We start from the raw sequence: 18764 nt of genomic DNA, 5'->3' as shown, positions 1-18764 counted from the left end.
ACCTTCGCATCAGGTCTCTTTTACTTTTGCGCACCATACCGAATGTACTGATAAAGGTCTCTGAAAACCCCTGCATTACGAAACGCCTGCCAAACGACAAGAGAAGCGGGACCGAGTGCAAGTCCAAGAAAACCAAAGCATTTTAACCCGACAAACAGCGCCACAAGTGTTGCTAAAGGATTAAGACCGATTGATTTACTTAAGACTTTTGGCTCTGATATTTGTCTTTGAATGAGCACCACAATATACAAAATGCCCAGTCCAATGGCGAGTGAAAGATTTCCTGTCATGGCGGAGTAAATGATCCACGGAAGAAAAACCGTGCCACTCCCGATGTAAGGAAGTAAATCAACTAGACCAATACATAGAGCAATCACAATCGCATGTTCGACCTTTAAGATGAAAAGTCCAATCAGCACGATCCCAATGGTCATGGCAACAAGGAGAAGCTGGGCCTTCATAAAGCCAGAAATGGCTTTTTTGATTTCAGATAAAATGGCACGTGTATGAAGCATCCATTTGGCGGGAAAGATACGAGAACCATATTTTTTTAACGTAAACCAATCTTTTGTGATAAAAAAAGTCGCTAGTGCGGAAAATAAAAGTGTCGCTGCTGCATCAGGCAAAAGACCTAAAAAAGCTGGAATGAATTCAAGAGTTTTTGAAAGGAAAGTCCCGATTTTTGCCGCTGCTTCGTCACCAAGTGCTTGGATTTGTCCTAAAATCGATTCCTTTTGACCTGCTTGAAGTGTATTAAATTGAGCAGTCAAATCATGATATAAAGGCAAAATCTGATCTGTAAAAAAACGTTCCACGATCCCAATCAGTTGATCAAGATGACCTGGCATTACCTTTGCTAAATAAGCACTTCCTGAAATGATTTCAGCCACTAAAAGTGTCATGAATCCGGCTGCTACCACTAAAAAGAGTAATAGCACAATGATGACAACAAAACCTCTTGGCATCCCGGTCATGTTTTCGATTTTGCATACGGCTGGATGAATCAAACACGACACGGCAAATGCAATCCAAAATGGATATAAAAACGGAAAAGACTGATATAAAAAAACAACCGCACAAACGGCGATGCTGAAAATCATCAAACTTCGCAAAAAAATGCCCACATAAGTGTGATTCACACAATCCCCTCCAAAAAACAAGCATGTCCGATACTTCATTTTATTCAAAAAGATTAGTAATATGAAAAGGTCGCAATAAAAAGAAAGAAAGGAGCGGCGTATGTTTACTCAAGCAAATTTGTTTTTGTTTCTTTTACTCGTTATTGCACTTATTGCAAAAAACAATTCCTTAATTTTAGCGGTCTCTGTGCTGATTGCCATTAAGCTGATTGGCCTGGATCAAAAAATATTCCCGGTTCTGCAATCAAAAGGTATCAATTGGGGTGTGACGGTCATCACGATCGCTGTGCTTGTACCGATCGCAACAGGGGACATTGGATTTAAACAGCTTGGAGAAGCGATGAAATCTTCCTATGCTTGGATAGCTCTTGGAGCGGGTATATTAGTAGCATTAATTGCAAAAAACGGCATTGTGCTACTCGAAAACGATCCGCATATCACAGCAGCACTTGTATTCGGTACGATTTTGGCAGTCAGCTTATTCAAAGGTGTGGCTGTTGGCCCGCTGATTGGTGCTGGAATTGCCTATTTAGCGATGCAAGCAGTGAAATTTTTCAGCGGTTAAAAAGAGAGTGGCTCATGCCACTTTCTTTTGATATTTTTTCTGACGTGAGCTTTTGCAAAAAAACATAATTAAATATATTAAAAGAAGCAAAATCCCTTTATTCCATGCCCGAACCGGAAGGCTGGAAAAAAAAATATCAAAAAAAATTATAGTTAAACATTTAACAAATGTCTGATTATTGTTTATAATGGGAATAGGCTTAATTTTGAACTCATTGATCAAACACGAGATATGAGGCTAAAAGCGCTCTAACCGTATAGGTAAATGTAAGCATTTTCTTTTCTAAACCTGCCAGCCTATTTTGGTTGGATAGCGCTTTCAAAAAGCGAGAATTTTGCAACGAAGGGGAATCTTTTTAAAAAGGGGAGATTGAACATGACAGCAACAAGAGGTCTTGAAGGTATCGTGGCAACAACTTCATCCGTAAGCTCAATTATTGATGATACTCTTACTTATGTAGGGTACAATATCGATGATTTAACTGAAAAAGCGACTTTCGAAGAAATTGTCTACCTGTTATGGCACTTAAAGCTGCCGAATGAGCAGGAGCTAAGCGAGTTAAAGCAGCAGCTCAATGAAAATGCTCATATTCCGCAAGAGATCATTGAGCACTTTAAATCTTATTCGCTGGATGGGGTTCATCCAATGTCTGCGATTCGTACAGCGGTATCCTTATTAGGTTTACTTGATGACGAATCAGAGATTATGGACAAAGAAGCGAATTACAGAAAAGCCATTCGCTTACAAGCGAAAATTTCTGGACTTGTCGCTGCATTCTCACGTATTCGAAAGGGACTTGAGCCTGTACAGCCAAAAGAAGAATACAGCTATGCTGCAAACTTCTTATATATGCTAAACGGCGAAGAGCCTTCACCAGTAGAAATTGAAGCGATTGATAAAGCGCTTATTCTACATGCGGATCACGAATTAAACGCATCGACATTTACAGCACGCGTATGTGTTGCTACACTATCAGATATCTACTCTGGTGTAACAGCGGCTATCGGCGCATTGAAAGGACCACTTCATGGCGGCGCGAATGAAGGCGTAATGAAGATGCTGTCAGAAATTGGCGAAGTTGAAAACGTAGATTCCTATATTCATGGTAAGCTAGAGAAGAAAGAGAAAATTATGGGCTTTGGCCACCGCGTTTACCGCCAGGGTGACCCGCGTGCAAAACATTTAAAAGAAATGAGCCAGCGCTTAACAAATCTCACAGGCGAGCCAAAATGGTATGAAATGTCTGTACGCGCAGAGGAAATCGTGACATCAGAGAAAAATCTTCCACCAAATGTTGATTTTTATTCTGCTTCTGTCTATCACAGTCTTGGGATTGATCATGACTTGTTTACACCAATTTTCGTGATCAGCCGATTCTCTGGATGGATTGCTCACATTTTAGAGCAATATGACAACAACCGTCTGATCCGTCCAAGAGCTGACTATATTGGACCTGATCTTCAAACGTTTGTTCCGATCAGTGAAAGAGACTAATGTTTATAGAATAGCGGAGGCTGATCCATCTAAACCAATCAGCCTCCATATCAACAAAAAACGAATCACGTGAAAAACTTCTTGGCTTGCAGACATCAAGCTTGGAAGTTTCAAATATTCACTACATAACCTGGGAGGTAATATCATTGTCACAAGGCGAAAAAATTACAGTTACTGGCGGCGTATTGAATGTACCAAATAATCCAATTATCCCGTTTATCGAAGGGGACGGAATCGGTCCTGACATTTGGAAAGCAGCATCAAGAGTTCTTGAAGCAGCTGTAGAAAAAGCATATAAAGGTGAAAAGCAAATCACTTGGAAAGAAGTATATGCAGGTGAAAAAGCTTATAATAAAACGGGCGAGTGGCTTCCAGAGCAAACACTTGAAGACATTCGTGAATATTTAATCGCGATCAAAGGACCACTGACAACACCAATTGGCGGAGGAATCCGTTCATTGAACGTGGCACTAAGACAAGAGCTTGATTTATTCACATGCTTACGTCCAGTTCGCTGGTTCCAAGGCGTACCATCTCCTGTGAAACGTCCAGAAGACACAGACATGGTCATCTTCCGTGAAAACACTGAAGACATCTATGCAGGAATTGAGTATGCAAAAGGATCAGACGAAGTGAAGAAGTTAATCGACTTCTTGAAAAACGAATTAGGTGTGAATAAAATCCGTTTCCCAGAAACATCAGGTATCGGAATCAAACCAGTTTCTGAAGAAGGAACATCTCGTCTTGTCAGAGCAGCGATCCAATATGCGATTGACCAAGGCCGTAAATCTGTGACACTTGTTCACAAAGGAAACATCATGAAATTTACAGAAGGAGCCTTCAAAAACTGGGGCTACGAAGTGGCTGAAAAAGAGTTCGGCGACAAAGTCTTTACATGGGCACAATATGATCGTATTGTAGAACAAGATGGAAAAGATGCGGCAAACAAAGCGCAAAGTGAAGCAGAAGCTGCTGGCAAAATCATTGTCAAAGACAGCATTGCAGATATTTTCCTTCAACAAATTTTAACTCGTCCAGCTGAGTTCGATGTTGTCGCAACAATGAACTTAAACGGAGACTACATCTCTGATGCACTTGCAGCACAAGTTGGTGGAATTGGTATCGCACCTGGTGCAAATATCAACTACGAAACAGGACACGCTATTTTTGAAGCGACTCACGGAACAGCACCGAAATATGCTGGTCTTGATAAAGTGAATCCATCTTCTGTTCTTCTATCAGGCGTGCTTTTACTTGAGCACCTTGGATGGCAAGAAGCTGCTGATCTAGTGATTCAATCTGTTGAAAAAACAATTGCATCTAAAGTCGTCACGTACGATTTTGCTAGATTAATGGACGGTGCAACAGAAGTGAAATGTTCTGAGTTTGCTGACGAGCTCATCAAAAACTTGTCTTGATTCTTAAACTTTAAAGTTAAAGGGGAAAAAGGAAATGGCAAACAAGCGTAAAAAAGTATCTGTCATCGGAGCAGGCTTTACTGGAGCAACTACAGCATTTCTAACAGCTCAAAAAGAATTAGCGGATGTCGTATTAGTGGATATCCCTCAGCTTGAGAACCCGACAAAAGGGAAAGCACTTGACATGCTGGAAGCAAGTCCTGTTCAAGGCTTCGATGCGAATATTACAGGAACTTCTAACTACGAAGATACAGCCGGTTCTGATGTCGTGGTCATTACGGCAGGAATTGCAAGAAAGCCGGGAATGAGCCGTGACGACCTCGTGTCAACAAATGAAAAAATCATGCGCAGTGTGACACGTGAAATCGTTAAATATTCTCCAGAAGCGATCATTGTTGTGTTAACAAACCCTGTTGATGCAATGACATATGCAGTTTATAAAGAATCAGGATTACCAAAAGAAAAAGTCATCGGACAATCAGGAATTCTTGATACAGCACGTTTCCGTACGTTCGTTGCTCAAGAATTAAACCTATCTGTGAAAGATGTGACGGGCTTTGTTCTTGGGGGACATGGGGACGACATGGTTCCTCTTGTACGTTACTCTTATGCAGGCGGTATCCCGCTGGAAACATTAATTCCTAAAGAGCGAATTGATGCAATTGTTGAAAGAACAAGAAAAGGCGGCGGTGAAATCGTCAACCTATTAGGTAACGGTAGTGCGTATTATGCACCTGCTGCTTCACTCGTTGAAATGGTTGAGGCGATCTTAAAAGATCAACGCCGCGTCATGCCGACGATTGCATACCTTGAAGGTGAATATGGCTACGAAGGCATTTACCTTGGCGTTCCAACAATCGTAGGTGGAAACGGCCTTGAGCAGATCATCGAGCTTGAGCTGACAGAAGAAGAAAGAAGTCAGCTTGACCGTTCTGTTGAATCTGTAAAGAACGTCATGAAAGTATTGTCTTAATATGAATAAAAAAGAAGGCTTCTCGTATGAGGAGTCTTCTTTTTGTTTACAAAGCCAATCTTGTCGAAATTTTAAATTGTTCTCTTGTTAAGCTTTCGTTAAAATGAAAGAGAAAGCATGACTTCTCGCTTTTCACATAAGATACAAAAAACCGGATGCAGGGGAAATCACTAATTGGAGGCACAACATGAATAAAAAAATATTAGTTGTGGATGATGAAGAATCAATTGTAACACTTCTAAGCTATAACCTTGAAAGGGCGGGCTACGATGTCGTCACAGCAAGAGACGGAGAAGAAGCGCTTGAAAAAGCAGCAAGTGAACAGCCTGATCTGATTGTGCTTGATTTAATGCTTCCGAAAATGGACGGCATTGAAGTGTGCAAACAACTGAGAATTCAAAAAATGATGTTCCCTATTTTAATGCTGACAGCAAAGGACGATGAATTTGATAAGGTGCTCGGTCTTGAACTTGGGGCCGATGATTACATGACAAAACCTTTCAGTCCTAGAGAAGTGGGTGCTCGGGTAAAAGCCATTTTGAGAAGAGCACAGCAATCTCAGCCGACTCCAGTGCAAGAAGAGAAGGAAGAGATCATTGCAGACCAAATCAAAATTGGAGACCTGCGCATTTTACCTGAACATTACGAAGTCTATTTCCAAGAAGAACGTCTAGAGCTTACGCCAAAGGAATTTGAACTGCTTCTTTATTTGGCTAAGCATAAAGGCCGTGTCCTTACGCGTGATCTATTGTTAAGTGCGGTTTGGAATTATGACTTTGCAGGTGATACTCGTATTGTGGATGTGCATATCAGCCACTTGCGGGACAAAATTGAAAAGAACACGAAAAAACCAACATATATTAAAACCATTCGAGGCTTAGGCTACAAATTGGAGGAGCCAAAGCCAAATGAGTAAAGTGAGAACCCGCCTTTTTTCTGGGCTCATTTTTCTCTTGTTTATTGTGTTTGTTGCGCTTGGTCTTTTCTTGGATCATATGTTTCATATTTTCTATGAAACAAAATTAACCGAACGAATGGAAAAGGAATCGAGTTTTCTCCTTTCTTCTATGAATGTTGAAGATTTGAATGCGGAGCAAAACAAGAAGATTCTCAATCAAGCAAAGCAACATCTCGATATGAATGCGTCGATTGTGGACGTGAAGGGGAATATCATACATACAACGGGTCAAGCAGAACAAAGGGCTGTCATTTTAAACACACTGAAAAGTGAGCAGCTCCAAACAAAAGGAACGTTCATTGAGGATGAGAAGGATTCGCTGTTTCATTATGCAGTCCCAATGATGAAACAAAACGAACCGGCGGGATATTTATTTCTTCATGCTTCATTCCAGCCTTTGAATGAGATTGATGGTCAGCTCTGGCTTGCATTAGCCTTTTGTCTTGGTTCAGCCATTATTATCATCGTCTTTTTTGGCTATCGCATGTCGATGAAGTATGTAAAGCCGATTGATTATGCCACAAAGGTGGCCAAACAGCTTGAACGAGGGAACTATGATACAAATAACTATGAAGAGCTGATCATTGAAACAAGTGAACTCAATACATCAATGAAGCGTCTGGCAGAAAGTCTTCAAGACATGACAAGCGCTGGCGAAATGCAGCGAGATCGTCTGCAAACAGTCATTGAAAACATTGGAGCGGGGATTATTTTGATTGATAAAATGGGCTATATTCACTTAGTCAATCGAACATTCCGCAAGCAATTCAAAGTGCAAAAACATATTTACATGCACAAGCTGTATCATGAAGCCTTTACCCATGAAGAGATTATTGAGTTAATAGACGAAATTTTCATGACAGAAACCAAGGTCCGAAAGTTTTTACGTCTCGCTGTTGACATCGAGCGCCGTTATTTCCAAGTCGATGGTGTTCCGATCTTAAGTACGGACGATGAATGGAAAGGAATTGTTCTTGTCTTTCATGATGTGACAGAAACAAAGCAGCTAGAACAGATGCGAAAAGACTTTGTCGCTAACGTGTCACATGAATTAAAGACACCGATCACATCAATTAAAGGCTTTTCTGAAACACTTCTGGATGGTGCCATTGACGATAAAGAAGCGCTGACACAATTTTTGTCCATCATCCTAAAAGAGAGTATTCGTTTAGAAACGCTCATCCAAGACTTACTTGATCTCTCGAAAATTGAACAGCAGCATTTTAAGCTGAATATTCAAGAAGCCAATGCGACAGAAATCATTCAAGAGATTGAAGTACTGCTAAAACAAAAGGCTGCTGAAAAAGGCATTGACCTACAAGTGCGTGTCCCGAAAGAGCCGGTCTATGTCATGGCAGATCCGCTGAGATTAAAACAAATTTTCCTCAACCTGATCAATAATGCCCTCACCTATACACCAGAGGGAGGAAGTGTCACGATCACAGCAAGACAGAGGAAAGACAGCTATGAATTTGATGTAGCAGATACAGGGATCGGTATGAAAAAGAGTGAGATTCCAAGAATATTCGAGAGGTTTTATCGAATTGATAAAGATCGAAGTAGAAACTCAGGCGGTACAGGGCTTGGTCTTGCCATTGTCAAACACCTTGTCGAAGCACATGAAGGAACGATTTCTGTTCATAGCAAACAAGGCAAAGGGACGACGTTTACCGTTAGTTTAAAGTCAAAATAGAGAAGAATGGAAAGTGGCGTTAAAATTTACATGATCTTTACAATGAATTCATGTTTTGTTAATCAATCATTGGTAGGATGAATAGGAACCCCTTCATCCAAGGAGCCAATTTTGGAAGGACGAAAACACTTGTTGTTTTCGTCCCTTTTTTATGCAGGCTCGTCTATTTTCTTTTCAAAATAAACTTTGATAAAATGAACATACAATGTGCGAAAGAGACGGCTGAGCCGGCTCAGTCGATGGAGGATTAAAAGATGACAGATCAAAAGAAATTAGTACTTGTGGATGGAAACAGTCTCGCTTATCGAGCCTTTTTTGCTTTGCCGCTATTATCCAATGATAAAGGCGTACATACAAATGCCATTTATGGCTTTGCGATGATCTTAATGAAGATGCTGGAAGACGAGAAGCCGACTCATATGCTCGTAGCATTTGATGCGGGTAAAACCACCTTCCGTCACGAGACCTTTAAGGAATATAAAGGCGGAAGACAAAAAACTCCGCCAGAACTATCAGAACAAATGCCGTTCATCCGTGAGCTATTAGATGCTTATCAAGTGAAAAGGTACGAGCTTCCGCAATACGAGGCAGATGACATTATCGGCACACTGGCTGTAGAGGCAGAAAAGGACGGCTTTGAGGTCAAAATCTTCTCAGGAGATAAAGACTTAACGCAGCTTTCAACAGACCATACAACAGTAGCCATTACGAAAAAAGGTATCACAGAAGTAGAATATTACACACCGGCCCATATTGAAGAGAAATACGGCCTCAGACCAGATCAAATCATCGACATGAAAGGGCTGATGGGAGACTCATCAGACAATATCCCTGGCGTGCCTGGTGTCGGTGAAAAAACAGCGATCAAATTACTAAAGCAGTTTGAAACGGTTGAAAATCTGCTTGATCATATTGACGAAGTCAGCGGGAAAAAGCTAAAAGAAAAGCTTGAAGAATATAAAGAACAAGCGGTGATGAGTAAAAAGCTGGCGACGATTCTCGTAGAAGCACCAATAGATGTGTCAAGCAAAGAGCTCGCCTATGAAGGTCCTCACATGGAGCAGGTCATCTCGCTTTATAAAGAACTGGGCTTTCAAACGCTGCTAGAGCGTTTAGGAGAAGCGCCAGAATCAGATGAACCGGTAGAAATAGACGAACTAGACGTGAAGAAAATGACAGATGTCACGGAGGACATGCTGACAGATCACGCTGCACTTGTGGTAGAACAGCTAGGAGACAATTATCACGAAGCCGATTTGATAGGGTTTGCGATCCATAATGAGAACGGTGCATTTTTTATGACAAAAGAAGATGCTCTTCAATCTGAAGCGTTTAAACAATGGGTACAGGATGAAACGAAGAAGAAATGGGTCTTTGATTCCAAAAGAGCGGTTGTTGCGCTCAGATGGCATGATGTTGATCTTAAAGGTGTCGATAACGATGTCCTGCTCGCTTCCTATGTGGTCAATCCGCAGAAATCCTATGAGGACGTTGCAAGTGTGGCGAAGGAATATGGCCTGAACATAGCCCTTTCCGATGAAAAAGTTTACGGCAAAGGAGCGAAACAGGCGATTCCACCTGAAGAAGAGCTAAAAGACCATCTTGGAAGAAAAGCAGCAGCGATCTCTGCGCTGCATGATTTGACCCTTGAAGCGTTAGAAAAAAATGATCAGCATGAGCTGTATGAAGATTTAGAGCTGCCACTTGCCCTCATCTTAGGTGAAATGGAATCTCTTGGGGTAAAAGTGGATGTTGAACGTCTTCAGAAAATGGGTGAAGAACTCACGAAGAAGCTGAAGGAATATGAAGAAACCATTCATCGGTTAGCAGGAGAAACATTTAACATCAATTCACCGAAGCAACTTGGTGTGATTTTATTTGAAAAATTAGGACTACCTATTATCAAAAAGACCAAAACAGGCTACTCTACGTCTGCGGATGTCCTTGAAAAGCTTGAAGACAAGCACGAAATTATTCGGTCCATTCTGCATTACCGTCAAATAGGAAAGCTGCAATCCACTTATGTGGAAGGCTTAATGAAAGTGACGCGCAAAGATACGCATAAAGTGCACACAAGATTTAATCAGGCACTTACACAAACAGGAAGACTAAGCTCAACAGACCCAAACCTTCAAAACATCCCGATTCGTTTAGAAGAAGGCCGAAAGATTCGTCAAGCGTTCGTCCCGTCAAAAGAAGGCTGGCTCATGTTTGCGGCTGATTATTCTCAAATTGAGCTGCGTGTACTCGCGCACATTTCTCAAGATGAGAACTTGATTGAAGCCTTTACGCAAGATATGGATATTCACACGAAAACAGCAATGGATGTGTTCCATGTCTCAGAAGAAGAAGTGACTTCCTCTATGAGAAGACAGGCCAAAGCTGTCAACTTCGGAATCGTGTATGGAATTAGTGATTATGGACTGTCTCAAAACCTTGGGATCACAAGAAAAGAAGCAGCGGCCTTCATTGAACGTTATTTAACAAGCTTTAAAGGCGTGAAAACCTATATGGAGGACATCGTGCAGGAAGCAAAACAAAAAGGGTATGTGACCACGCTTCTTAAACGTAGACGATATATTCCAGATATTACAAGTCGCAATTTTAATGTGAAAAGCTTTGCGGAAAGAACGGCAATGAACACACCGATCCAAGGCAGTGCCGCCGATATCATCAAAAAAGCGATGATTGATATGGCACGAAAGTTAAAAGAAGAGAACCTGCAGACAAATCTGTTATTGCAAGTGCACGATGAATTGATCTTTGAAGCGCCAAAAGAAGAAATCGCCATATTAGAAAAAATCGTCCCTGAAGTCATGGAAAATGCACTTCAGCTCGATGTGCCGCTAAAAGTCGATTTCGCTTCAGGTCCATCTTGGTACGACGCAAAATAAAGAATAAAGAGAGAAAAAAGGAGCGAGGAGCATGCCGGAATTACCAGAGGTTGAGACCGTCCGGCGCACTCTTCAGCGGTTAGTCAAAGGAAAAACGATTGAAACGGTCGATATCAAATGGCCAAATATCATCAAACGTCCTGGGGAACCGGAAGAGTTCGCTAGAAGGATGGTAGGAGAAACCATTCAAACCATTGAAAGAAGAGGGAAGTTTCTACTCTTTCATTTAGACCACTATGTGATGGTCTCCCATTTAAGAATGGAAGGGAAATACCGTGTACATGAAACTGGTGAGCCTTATGATAAACATGTACACGTCGTCTTTACGTTCACAGATGGTACCGAACTTCGGTACCATGATGTCCGTAAATTTGGGACGATGCATCTATTTCAGCCAGGCGAAGAAAAAAAAGAACTTCCGCTATCACAGCTGGGATATGAACCTTTTTCAGACTCATTTACACCAGAATATTTATGGGAGCAATTAAAGAAAACCTCCCGCGTGGTCAAAACGGCTTTACTTGATCAAAAGATTGTGGTTGGCCTCGGTAACATTTATGTAGATGAAGTGCTGTTTAAATCAGGCATTCATCCAGAAACAAAAGCGAATCAGCTAAGTCTTGCATCTTGCAAGGTGCTCCACAAACATATTATTGACACGCTTCAAGTGGCTGTTGATGCAGGAGGTAGCACCATTCGTTCCTACATCAATTCACAAGGTGATATTGGGACTTTTCAATTACAGCTTCTTGTATATGACCGGCGGGGAGAACCTTGCCAGACGTGCGGCAGTATCATAGAGAAAACAGTGGTGGGAGGGCGCGGCACTCATTTTTGTGTGACCTGCCAAAAACGCCCTTCATAAAGGTAAGCCGTCAGCATGCTTCCTTTTTGCCATGCATACGATAAAAAACATTCTTTTTTCAGCAAGGTGTAGACTGACACACAGCCCACCTGCTCTTCATATAGTGAAGAAGAGTCTAAGGACGCCTAGAGACTCTTGATCATCGTTGCATGAACAGAAAGGAAGAGTACAGGTATGATTTCGTTTTCGCTTCTGTTTTTAGCTATTGCCGTCAGCATTGACAGCTTTTCTGTAGGTTTTACGTATGGTCTTCGCAAGATGAGGATTCCATTTAAAGCCATCGTTATTATTGCTTGCTGTTCAGGAATTGTGTTGCTCATTTCCATGCTGATTGGCAGCCTGCTCACAACATTCCTCCCTGTCTCAGTGACAGATAAACTGGGTGGAGGCATTTTAATTGCCATCGGACTTTGGGTTCTGTATCAATTTTATAAACCAGCGAAAGAGCGTGATTTGCTCCTTCATGAAAAAACACTTCTCAATGTAGAAGTGCAGTCTCTTGGGCTTGTCATTCATATTTTGCGAAAGCCTACAAGTGCAGATATTGACCGCTCTGGCACCATTAATGGAATGGAAGCGGTGCTTCTTGGAATTGCTTTATCCATCGATGCATTTGGTGCAGGGATTGGTGCAGCGATTCTTGGTTTTTCTCCAATTGTCATGAGCATCACGGTCGCTGTGATGAGTTCTCTTTTTGTATGCATCGGACTGCGTGCAGGTCATTATTTGGCCAATTGGCGCTGGATCGATAAACTCGCATGCTTACCAGGGCTGTTGCTCATTTTAATTGGGGTGTGGAAGCTGTAAAGGAGGAAACGAATTGACGCTCGTCATTGGATTAACAGGCGGGATTGCTAGCGGAAAAAGCACAGTCTCGCAGATGATAAAAGAGAAAGGCATTCGGGTGGTGGATGCTGATATCATTGCAAAAGAAGCGGTTTCTAAAGGATCGGCTGCCCTTCATCAAATCGTTCAAACTTTTGGTGAAGAGGTTCTTCTGCCAAATGGTGAACTGAACCGGCAGCAGCTTGGAGCGATCATTTTTTCTGATGAAGAGAAAAGAAAAAAGCTCAATGCCATCGTTCATCCTGAAGTCAGAAAGGAAATGCTCGAGCAGCGTGATGAAGGGGTGAGCAACAATGAAACATTTGTTGTGCTTGATATCCCGCTCCTATTCGAGAGCAAGCTGGAAGGGCTAGTCGACCGCATCATCGTTGTGTACACGACGCCTGAATTGCAGCTGTCGCGGCTCATGAATCGAAACGACCTGAGCGAGGAAGAAGCACTGAATCGCATTCACTCCCAGCAGTCTCTTGAGGAAAAATGCCAAAAAGCAGACCGCGTGATAGAAAACACAAAAGATCTTGCTTTTATGAGAAAGCAATTAGAGAACATATTAAACGAATGGGAACATACAGATAAGTAAGAGTACATACAGTACTCTTCTTTTTTTATGCTTTTTTCGTCAATTTCATTGCAAAGAACAGCCCTTTTTTGAAAATATACGTTTATATACTGGCAATTACATTCTAATGTGATATACTAATTTCATAAATAAATTTATTGAGTATAACACATAATAGAGGAGTGACCTGTTCATGAAGGTAAAAGCAGCGATCAATGGGTTTGGCAGAATTGGACGCATGGTCTTCAGAAAAGCAATGCTTGATGATCAAATTCAAATTGTAGCGGTGAACGCAAGCTATCCTGCCGAAACGCTAGCACATTTAATTAAATATGACACAAATCATGGACGTTACGAATGCGATGTGACAGCAGAAGATGACGCGTTGATTGTCAATGGCAAAAGAGTGCTTTTGCTCAATAATAGAGACCCAAAGCAGCTTCCATGGGGAGAGCTTGGGATTGATATCGTGATCGAAGCAACAGGGAAATTTAATTCAAAAGATCAAGCGATGGGCCATATAGATGCCGGAGCGAAAAAGGTCGTACTTACAGCTCCAGGTAAAAATGAAGACGTTACAATTGTAATGGGTGTCAATGAGGATGATCTTGATCCTGAAAAGCACATCGTTATTTCAAACGCATCATGTACAACAAACTGTTTAGCACCAGTTGTCAAATTGTTAGATGATGAATTTGGCATCGACAACGGTTTAATGACAACGGTTCATGCTTATACAAATGATCAAAAAAATATCGACAACCCCCACAAGGATTTGCGCCGGGCAAGAGCATGTGCCCAGTCCATCATTCCAACGACGACGGGTGCCGCTAAAGCGCTTTCTTTAGTGCTGCCGCACATGAAAGGGAAATTACATGGACTTGCACTTCGAGTGCCAGTTTCTAATGTATCGATGGTTGATCTTGTGGTCGACTTGAAAAAAGATGTCACAGCAGAAGAGGTCAATGCTGCCTTTGCAACGGCTTCAAAAACATCTCTTGCTGGCATATTAGACTACACAGATGAACCACTTGTCTCCACAGACTTTAACACAAACCCTTATTCTGCTGTCGTTGATGGACTTACAACGATGGTGATGGAAGGCAGAAAAGTAAAAGTTCTTGCATGGTATGACAATGAATGGGGCTATTCTTGCAGAGTGGTTGATCTTGTAAAGTTTGTTGGTTCCCAGATGAAAGAGCTTTCAGCTGTTTGAAATGAAGAAGACTGAACGTCCCTTTTCAAGAAATGAGAGAAAATCCCACTAAAAACACAGCTTGCAAAATGGGTCTAAACAAAGTATACTATTTTTCGTGAACTTCTTGTTCGCAGACTCATTCGGGTATACTTAAAGGGTTAGGACCTCTTTGGACTAACTTTCCCCCGTGGTATATGTCCGGTCCGGCTGCTTAGAACTTCACTCTTTCATTCTTGTTTAAGGGGGGTCCATGATGGAAACAATCGGACGTCACGTTATCTCCGAGTTATGGGGATGCGACTGTGATAAACTGAACGACATGGATTTTATTGAAAAAACGTTTGTAAATGCAGCTTTGAAATCAGGAGCTGAAGTAAGAGAGGTTGCTTTTCACAAATTTGCACCTCAAGGAGTAAGTGGAGTTGTCATTATTTCTGAATCTCATCTGACAATTCACAGCTTTCCTGAACATGGTTATGCGAGCATAGATGTTTATACTTGCGGCGATCTAGATCCGAATATTGCAGCAGATCATATCGGAGATGAACTAGGTGCTGAAACAAGAGAAAACATCGAAATTCCTCGAGGCATGGGACCTGTACAAGTGAAACAGGCGCAAGCCAAAGCACTGTAAACATAAAAAAGATTGCAATGGGAGCTGGCCAAAAGCATTAAATGCCTTTGTGTTATGCTCCTTTTTATATTTGTTCCATACACGGGCATCCAGCATGATCCAACCTGTCTATACTTTTGTTCTAGGAAAACAAAGGTTTTTTTTATAAAATAAAGAAGAGGGTTTATGACAAAGGGGATACGTGTATGACTTTAGGACAAAAGCTCAAACGATTCATTTCAAATCATACAGAAACATCTGACCATCATCCAGTGTCAGAGCTGAAAAGCCATTACTACAAATCGACACAAACTCAAGCTTTTCAAGCGGTAGAAGCTGTTCTTTCAAGAAACGATTCCTATCAAGTGACATCTGTTTCAGCAGAACGAGGTGAAATCAGCGCAAACATACGAACGCCGAAAAAAGCTTTTCTCGTGGCGACTGTCATTTCAATTCGTCCTTTTGAAACAGCTGTCGATTTTAATGTGACAACAGAAACAGCACTGCCAACAGACTTTGGCTACAGTCAAAAGGCTGTTTTGTCCCTTTATAAAGAACTAGACAAACAACTTCCAAGAAGAGATCGGAGCTGATGAAATGAAATGTCCCACATGTCAGCACCTTGGCACAAGGGTGCTTGATTCAAGACCAGTAGATGAAGGGAAGTCCATCCGTCGGAGAAGAGAGTGTGAAAGCTGTCAATATCGCTTCACGACGTTTGAAAAATTAGAAGAATTGCCATTGATTGTGGTGAAAAAAGAAGGAATTCGAGAAGAATTCAGCCGGGAAAAGATGCTGAGAGGCCTCATCAAAGCGTGTGAAAAACGTCCTGTCGCTTTAAAACAGCTTGAGGATGTCTGTTTTAACATCGAGAAGGAATTGCGTAACCAAGGCATGTCAGAGGTGAAAAGCGAGCTTGTTGGGGAAATGGTGATGGACGAGCTGGCGAAAATTGATGAAGTGTCTTATGTCAGGTTTGCCTCGGTTTACCGTCAGTTTAAAGATATCAATGTGTTTATTGATGAATTAAAAGATTTATTAAAGAAAGAACGCTAAAAAAGAGCTGAAGATTCTTCATGCTCTTTTTCCTGCGTAAAGCGTAAAACACAAAAAGAGTGTACAATGAAGACAACCGTATTAAGGGAGGATCAGCATATGACAGAGCATTGGAAGGAAGTGCTAGCCGTCGATCCGTATGTCGTCAAAAGCGCTTCATTGCTCGGTGACATCGATAGACAGCTTATTACTCTTTTATATCAGCCGCTTATTGGCATGTCCGCTTTCAGTTTATACATGACGCTGTGGGGAGAGCTGGAACAAAATCGAATGTGGGGGAAACCCGCACCTCACCGTCAGCTGATGGTGATGCTGCAAACGAATTTAAATGATATTTTTGAGGAGCGCTTAAAGCTTGAAGCGATCGGATTACTTCGCACATATGAACAGGAAACGGAAGAAGGCAGACTGTTTACATATGAGCTCGTGCCGCCGCTGAGACCGGATGAATTTTTCCAAGACGGTATGCTGAATGTCCTTTTGTATCATCGGGTAGAGAAAGCAAAATATATGCAGCTTCGTGATTATTTTTCTTATCCAGGAGTTCCTGCTGATGCAAAGAACATCTCCCGATCGTTTGAAGAAGTGTTTCACGTCTTGCAGCCAGGAGAGCGCAAGATGACAGAGGAAATTAATCAGGCGTCATCGCTTGACGAGGGCTACGAATATGTGACAGTTGGCTCAAGTCAGCCTGCACCGCTTTCAGATGAATCTTTTGATTTTGATCTCCTGTTAGCAGGCATGTCGGACATGATGATTCCAAGAAAAGCTTTGACAAAGCAAGTGAAAGAGACAATTAAGAAGTTAGCTGTCGTCTATGGCATCACCCCGCTGCAAATGCAAAATATTGTCGCAGGTGCCTGTGGCTCAGATCAGATGATATCAACTGAGGATCTGCGAAAAGCAGCGAGAGACTGGTATCAAATTGAATACAGAGGCGAACAGCCGAAGCTGATTGATCAAAAACAGCCAAGACATTTACGTCACAATGTCACGCAGAATTCAAGTGCAGATGCACCTGATGCGAAATTGATTGAAAAGCTTGATCATATTTCGCCTAGAGAGCTTCTAAAAGATATGGCAGATGGCATTGAGCCGACGTATGCAGACTTAAGAATTGTTGAAGATATTATGCTTGAGCAGCAGCTAGAGCCTGGGGTCATGAATGTCTTGATCTACTATACACTGCTAAAAACGGATATGAAGCTGTCCAAAACATATATGCAGAAAATTGCCGCCCACTGGGTGCGAAAGAAAATTAAAACCGTGGCAGCTGCTATGAAAATTGCCAAAGAAGAGAATAGGCAAATGACAGAATGGGCGCAGCAAAAAAATAAGCGTCAATCATATGGATCAGGAAAAGTGATCCGCGAGGAGAAGCTGCCTGACTGGATGAAAGAAGCTGAAACGAAAGAACAGCCAAAAGAACAGACAGATAACTTGTCTACAGAGGACCTCGAACGAGAAAAAGAAAAATTGTTAGATCAGTTTAATAATATGAAAAAGTACAATGCACATTAATGTGAGGTGAGATGGAGATGAAACCGATCGGTCGTTCATTTGATCAGCTAAAAGGGCGGGTAGATTTTCGCGTGAGATACAATCAGATTAAAGAAAGTGTCCTAGCTGATGAAGATGTAAAAGCTTTTTTAAAGGAGCATCAAGAGGACATCCAAGAAGACATGATCAATCGCAGCTTGAACAGGCTCTTTGAATATGTACAACAATCAAAGGGCTGTTCTTACTGCTTAGAGGAAGAGAATGTAAATGTCATTTTAGACGGGTATCACCCGAAGCTTGTGATCAAAGGTCAGAGCATTGATATTGAATATTCCCCTTGTCCTGTCAAACTGCGGCTTGATAGACAGAAAAAACAGCAAGAACTCATGAAAAGCATGTACATTCCGCAGAATGTTCTTCAAGCGACGTTTGCTGATTTAAATGTGGTTGGAAGACAAGAAGTCATTCAAAAAGTAGGTCAATTCCTGCAAAGTTATGATGAAACAGGTAAGGGCAAAGGCCTCTATTTACATGGGAAGTTTGGGGTCGGAAAAACATTTATTCTGGCAGCAATTGCGCAGCAGTTAGCGGTAAAAGAGTATCCATCTCTCCTTGTATACGTACCTGAATTTGTGAGAGAGTTAAAAAATTCGTTAGCCGATCATACACTCGAAGAGAAGCTGAATATGGTCAAATCAACACCAATTTTAATGCTTGATGATATTGGAGCAGAGTCGATGACAAGCTGGGTACGAGATGAACTTTTAGGAACAATCTTGCAATACCGCATGGCAGAGCAGCTGCCGACTTTTTTCTCTTCTAATTTCTCACCGAATGAGTTAAAGCATCACTTTACGTACTCACAGCGCGGGGAAAAAGAAGAGGTGAAGGCAGCTCGATTAATGGAACGTATTCTCTACCTAGCTGAACCAGTTCTGCTTGAAGGGGAAAATCGCCGTCATTTATAAAAAGATAGGTCACGTGAAGGGGAGC

17 protein-coding genes are annotated in these 18764 nt (G+C 41.7%); 16 read left to right on the top strand and 1 reads right to left on the bottom strand.

Annotated elements, in window-relative coordinates; translation table 11 throughout:
- Positions 1 to 20 precede the first annotated feature (20 nt).
- Positions 21 to 1139 carry a sporulation integral membrane protein YtvI gene (gene ytvI, locus ACNO7B_RS13160; RefSeq protein WP_417901598.1) on the bottom strand — a complete coding sequence of 373 codons (1119 nt, stop codon included), beginning with the start codon at positions 1137 to 1139 and terminating at the stop codon, positions 21 to 23.
- 100 nt (positions 1140 to 1239) lie between these two features.
- Here ytvI and ACNO7B_RS13155 point away from each other — a divergent pair, with 100 nt between their 5' ends.
- From ACNO7B_RS13155 to dnaI, 16 genes are all read left to right on the top strand, one after another.
- Positions 1240 to 1704, top strand: a complete 465-nt coding sequence (locus ACNO7B_RS13155; protein ID WP_079920398.1) for a DUF441 domain-containing protein — start codon at positions 1240 to 1242, stop codon at positions 1702 to 1704.
- A gap of 375 nt (positions 1705 to 2079) precedes the next feature.
- Positions 2080 to 3198: a citrate synthase gene (gene citZ, locus ACNO7B_RS13150; RefSeq protein WP_008346063.1), complete on the top strand. Its 1119-nt coding sequence runs from the start codon at positions 2080 to 2082 to the stop codon at positions 3196 to 3198.
- A 146-nt stretch (positions 3199 to 3344) separates the two neighbouring features.
- On the top strand, positions 3345 to 4616 hold the full coding sequence (icd, locus tag ACNO7B_RS13145) for an NADP-dependent isocitrate dehydrogenase (protein WP_008346060.1): 1272 nt from the start codon (positions 3345 to 3347) through the stop codon (positions 4614 to 4616).
- Between the two features lie 34 nt (positions 4617 to 4650).
- Entirely contained in the window at positions 4651 to 5589 is a 939-nt protein-coding gene (gene mdh / locus ACNO7B_RS13140) for a malate dehydrogenase (protein ID WP_007501693.1), read from the top strand.
- 187 nt (positions 5590 to 5776) lie between these two features.
- Positions 5777 to 6505, top strand: a complete 729-nt coding sequence (locus tag ACNO7B_RS13135) for a response regulator transcription factor (RefSeq protein WP_035391157.1) — start codon at positions 5777 to 5779, stop codon at positions 6503 to 6505.
- Positions 6498 to 8240 (top strand): two-component system histidine kinase PnpS, encoded by a 1743-nt coding sequence (gene pnpS / locus ACNO7B_RS13130; protein WP_191218941.1) that lies wholly within the window; start codon positions 6498 to 6500, stop codon positions 8238 to 8240. Before ACNO7B_RS13135 ends, pnpS begins: the two co-directional genes overlap by 8 nt.
- Positions 8241 to 8494: 254 nt before the next feature.
- Complete coding sequence (gene polA, locus ACNO7B_RS13125; RefSeq protein WP_035701972.1) at positions 8495 to 11134, top strand: DNA polymerase I; 2640 nt, start codon at positions 8495 to 8497, stop codon at positions 11132 to 11134.
- 31 nt (positions 11135 to 11165) lie between these two features.
- On the top strand, positions 11166 to 11999 hold the full coding sequence (gene mutM / locus ACNO7B_RS13120; protein ID WP_417901597.1) for a DNA-formamidopyrimidine glycosylase: 834 nt from the start codon (positions 11166 to 11168) through the stop codon (positions 11997 to 11999).
- 174 nt (positions 12000 to 12173) lie between these two features.
- Positions 12174 to 12806 (top strand): sporulation membrane protein YtaF, encoded by a 633-nt coding sequence (gene ytaF / locus ACNO7B_RS13115; RefSeq protein ID WP_007501684.1) that lies wholly within the window; start codon positions 12174 to 12176, stop codon positions 12804 to 12806.
- 13 nt (positions 12807 to 12819) lie between these two features.
- Entirely contained in the window at positions 12820 to 13425 is a 606-nt protein-coding gene (coaE, locus tag ACNO7B_RS13110) for a dephospho-CoA kinase (protein WP_224563900.1), read from the top strand.
- 172 nt (positions 13426 to 13597) lie between these two features.
- Positions 13598 to 14620: a glyceraldehyde-3-phosphate dehydrogenase gene (locus ACNO7B_RS13105; RefSeq protein WP_224563898.1), complete on the top strand. Its 1023-nt coding sequence runs from the start codon at positions 13598 to 13600 to the stop codon at positions 14618 to 14620.
- 235 nt (positions 14621 to 14855) lie between these two features.
- The gene (gene speD / locus ACNO7B_RS13100) at positions 14856 to 15236 is read left to right on the top strand and encodes an adenosylmethionine decarboxylase (protein WP_003216492.1); all 381 of its coding nucleotides are present in this window, start codon (positions 14856 to 14858) and stop codon (positions 15234 to 15236) included.
- Positions 15237 to 15421: 185 nt separating this feature from the next.
- A complete protein-coding gene (locus ACNO7B_RS13095) occupies positions 15422 to 15808 on the top strand; it encodes a hypothetical protein (RefSeq protein WP_008346039.1) in 387 nt (128 codons plus the stop codon).
- Between the two features lie 4 nt (positions 15809 to 15812).
- The gene (gene nrdR / locus ACNO7B_RS13090; RefSeq protein WP_003216720.1) at positions 15813 to 16271 is read left to right on the top strand and encodes a transcriptional regulator NrdR; all 459 of its coding nucleotides are present in this window, start codon (positions 15813 to 15815) and stop codon (positions 16269 to 16271) included.
- A 99-nt stretch (positions 16272 to 16370) separates the two neighbouring features.
- Entirely contained in the window at positions 16371 to 17792 is a 1422-nt protein-coding gene (locus tag ACNO7B_RS13085; RefSeq protein WP_250026752.1) for a replication initiation and membrane attachment family protein, read from the top strand.
- Positions 17793 to 17809: 17 nt separating this feature from the next.
- A complete protein-coding gene (gene dnaI, locus ACNO7B_RS13080) occupies positions 17810 to 18739 on the top strand; it encodes a primosomal protein DnaI (RefSeq protein WP_008346034.1) in 930 nt (309 codons plus the stop codon).
- Positions 18740 to 18764: the final 25 nt, after the last annotated feature.

The sequence above is a fragment of the Bacillus sp. AK25 genome, from assembly GCF_048270685.1.
Lineage (GTDB): Bacteria > Bacillota > Bacilli > Bacillales > Bacillaceae > Bacillus > Bacillus altitudinis.
Note: the sequence above shows the minus strand (reverse complement) of the source record. Positions and strands in the feature narration are given on the sequence as shown.

Bases quoted from the DNA above. Each gene is read 5' to 3' on its own strand.
- dnaI (WP_008346034.1), top strand. From the start codon at position 17,810: ATGAAACCGATCGGTCGTTCATTTGATCAGCTAAAAGGGCGGGTAGAT.
- pnpS (WP_191218941.1), top strand. From the start codon at position 6,498: ATGAGTAAAGTGAGAACCCGCCTTTTTTCTGGGCTCATTTTTCTCTTG.
- ytaF (WP_007501684.1), top strand. From the start codon at position 12,174: ATGATTTCGTTTTCGCTTCTGTTTTTAGCTATTGCCGTCAGCATTGAC.
- ACNO7B_RS13085 (WP_250026752.1), top strand. From the start codon at position 16,371: ATGACAGAGCATTGGAAGGAAGTGCTAGCCGTCGATCCGTATGTCGTC.
- ACNO7B_RS13155 (WP_079920398.1), top strand. From the start codon at position 1,240: ATGTTTACTCAAGCAAATTTGTTTTTGTTTCTTTTACTCGTTATTGCA.
- mutM (WP_417901597.1), top strand. From the start codon at position 11,166: ATGCCGGAATTACCAGAGGTTGAGACCGTCCGGCGCACTCTTCAGCGG.
- mdh (WP_007501693.1), top strand. From the start codon at position 4,651: ATGGCAAACAAGCGTAAAAAAGTATCTGTCATCGGAGCAGGCTTTACT.
- speD (WP_003216492.1), top strand. From the start codon at position 14,856: ATGGAAACAATCGGACGTCACGTTATCTCCGAGTTATGGGGATGCGAC.
- polA (WP_035701972.1), top strand. From the start codon at position 8,495: ATGACAGATCAAAAGAAATTAGTACTTGTGGATGGAAACAGTCTCGCT.
- nrdR (WP_003216720.1), top strand. From the start codon at position 15,813: ATGAAATGTCCCACATGTCAGCACCTTGGCACAAGGGTGCTTGATTCA.
- citZ (WP_008346063.1), top strand. From the start codon at position 2,080: ATGACAGCAACAAGAGGTCTTGAAGGTATCGTGGCAACAACTTCATCC.
- ACNO7B_RS13105 (WP_224563898.1), top strand. From the start codon at position 13,598: ATGAAGGTAAAAGCAGCGATCAATGGGTTTGGCAGAATTGGACGCATG.
- ACNO7B_RS13095 (WP_008346039.1), top strand. From the start codon at position 15,422: ATGACTTTAGGACAAAAGCTCAAACGATTCATTTCAAATCATACAGAA.
- ACNO7B_RS13135 (WP_035391157.1), top strand. From the start codon at position 5,777: ATGAATAAAAAAATATTAGTTGTGGATGATGAAGAATCAATTGTAACA.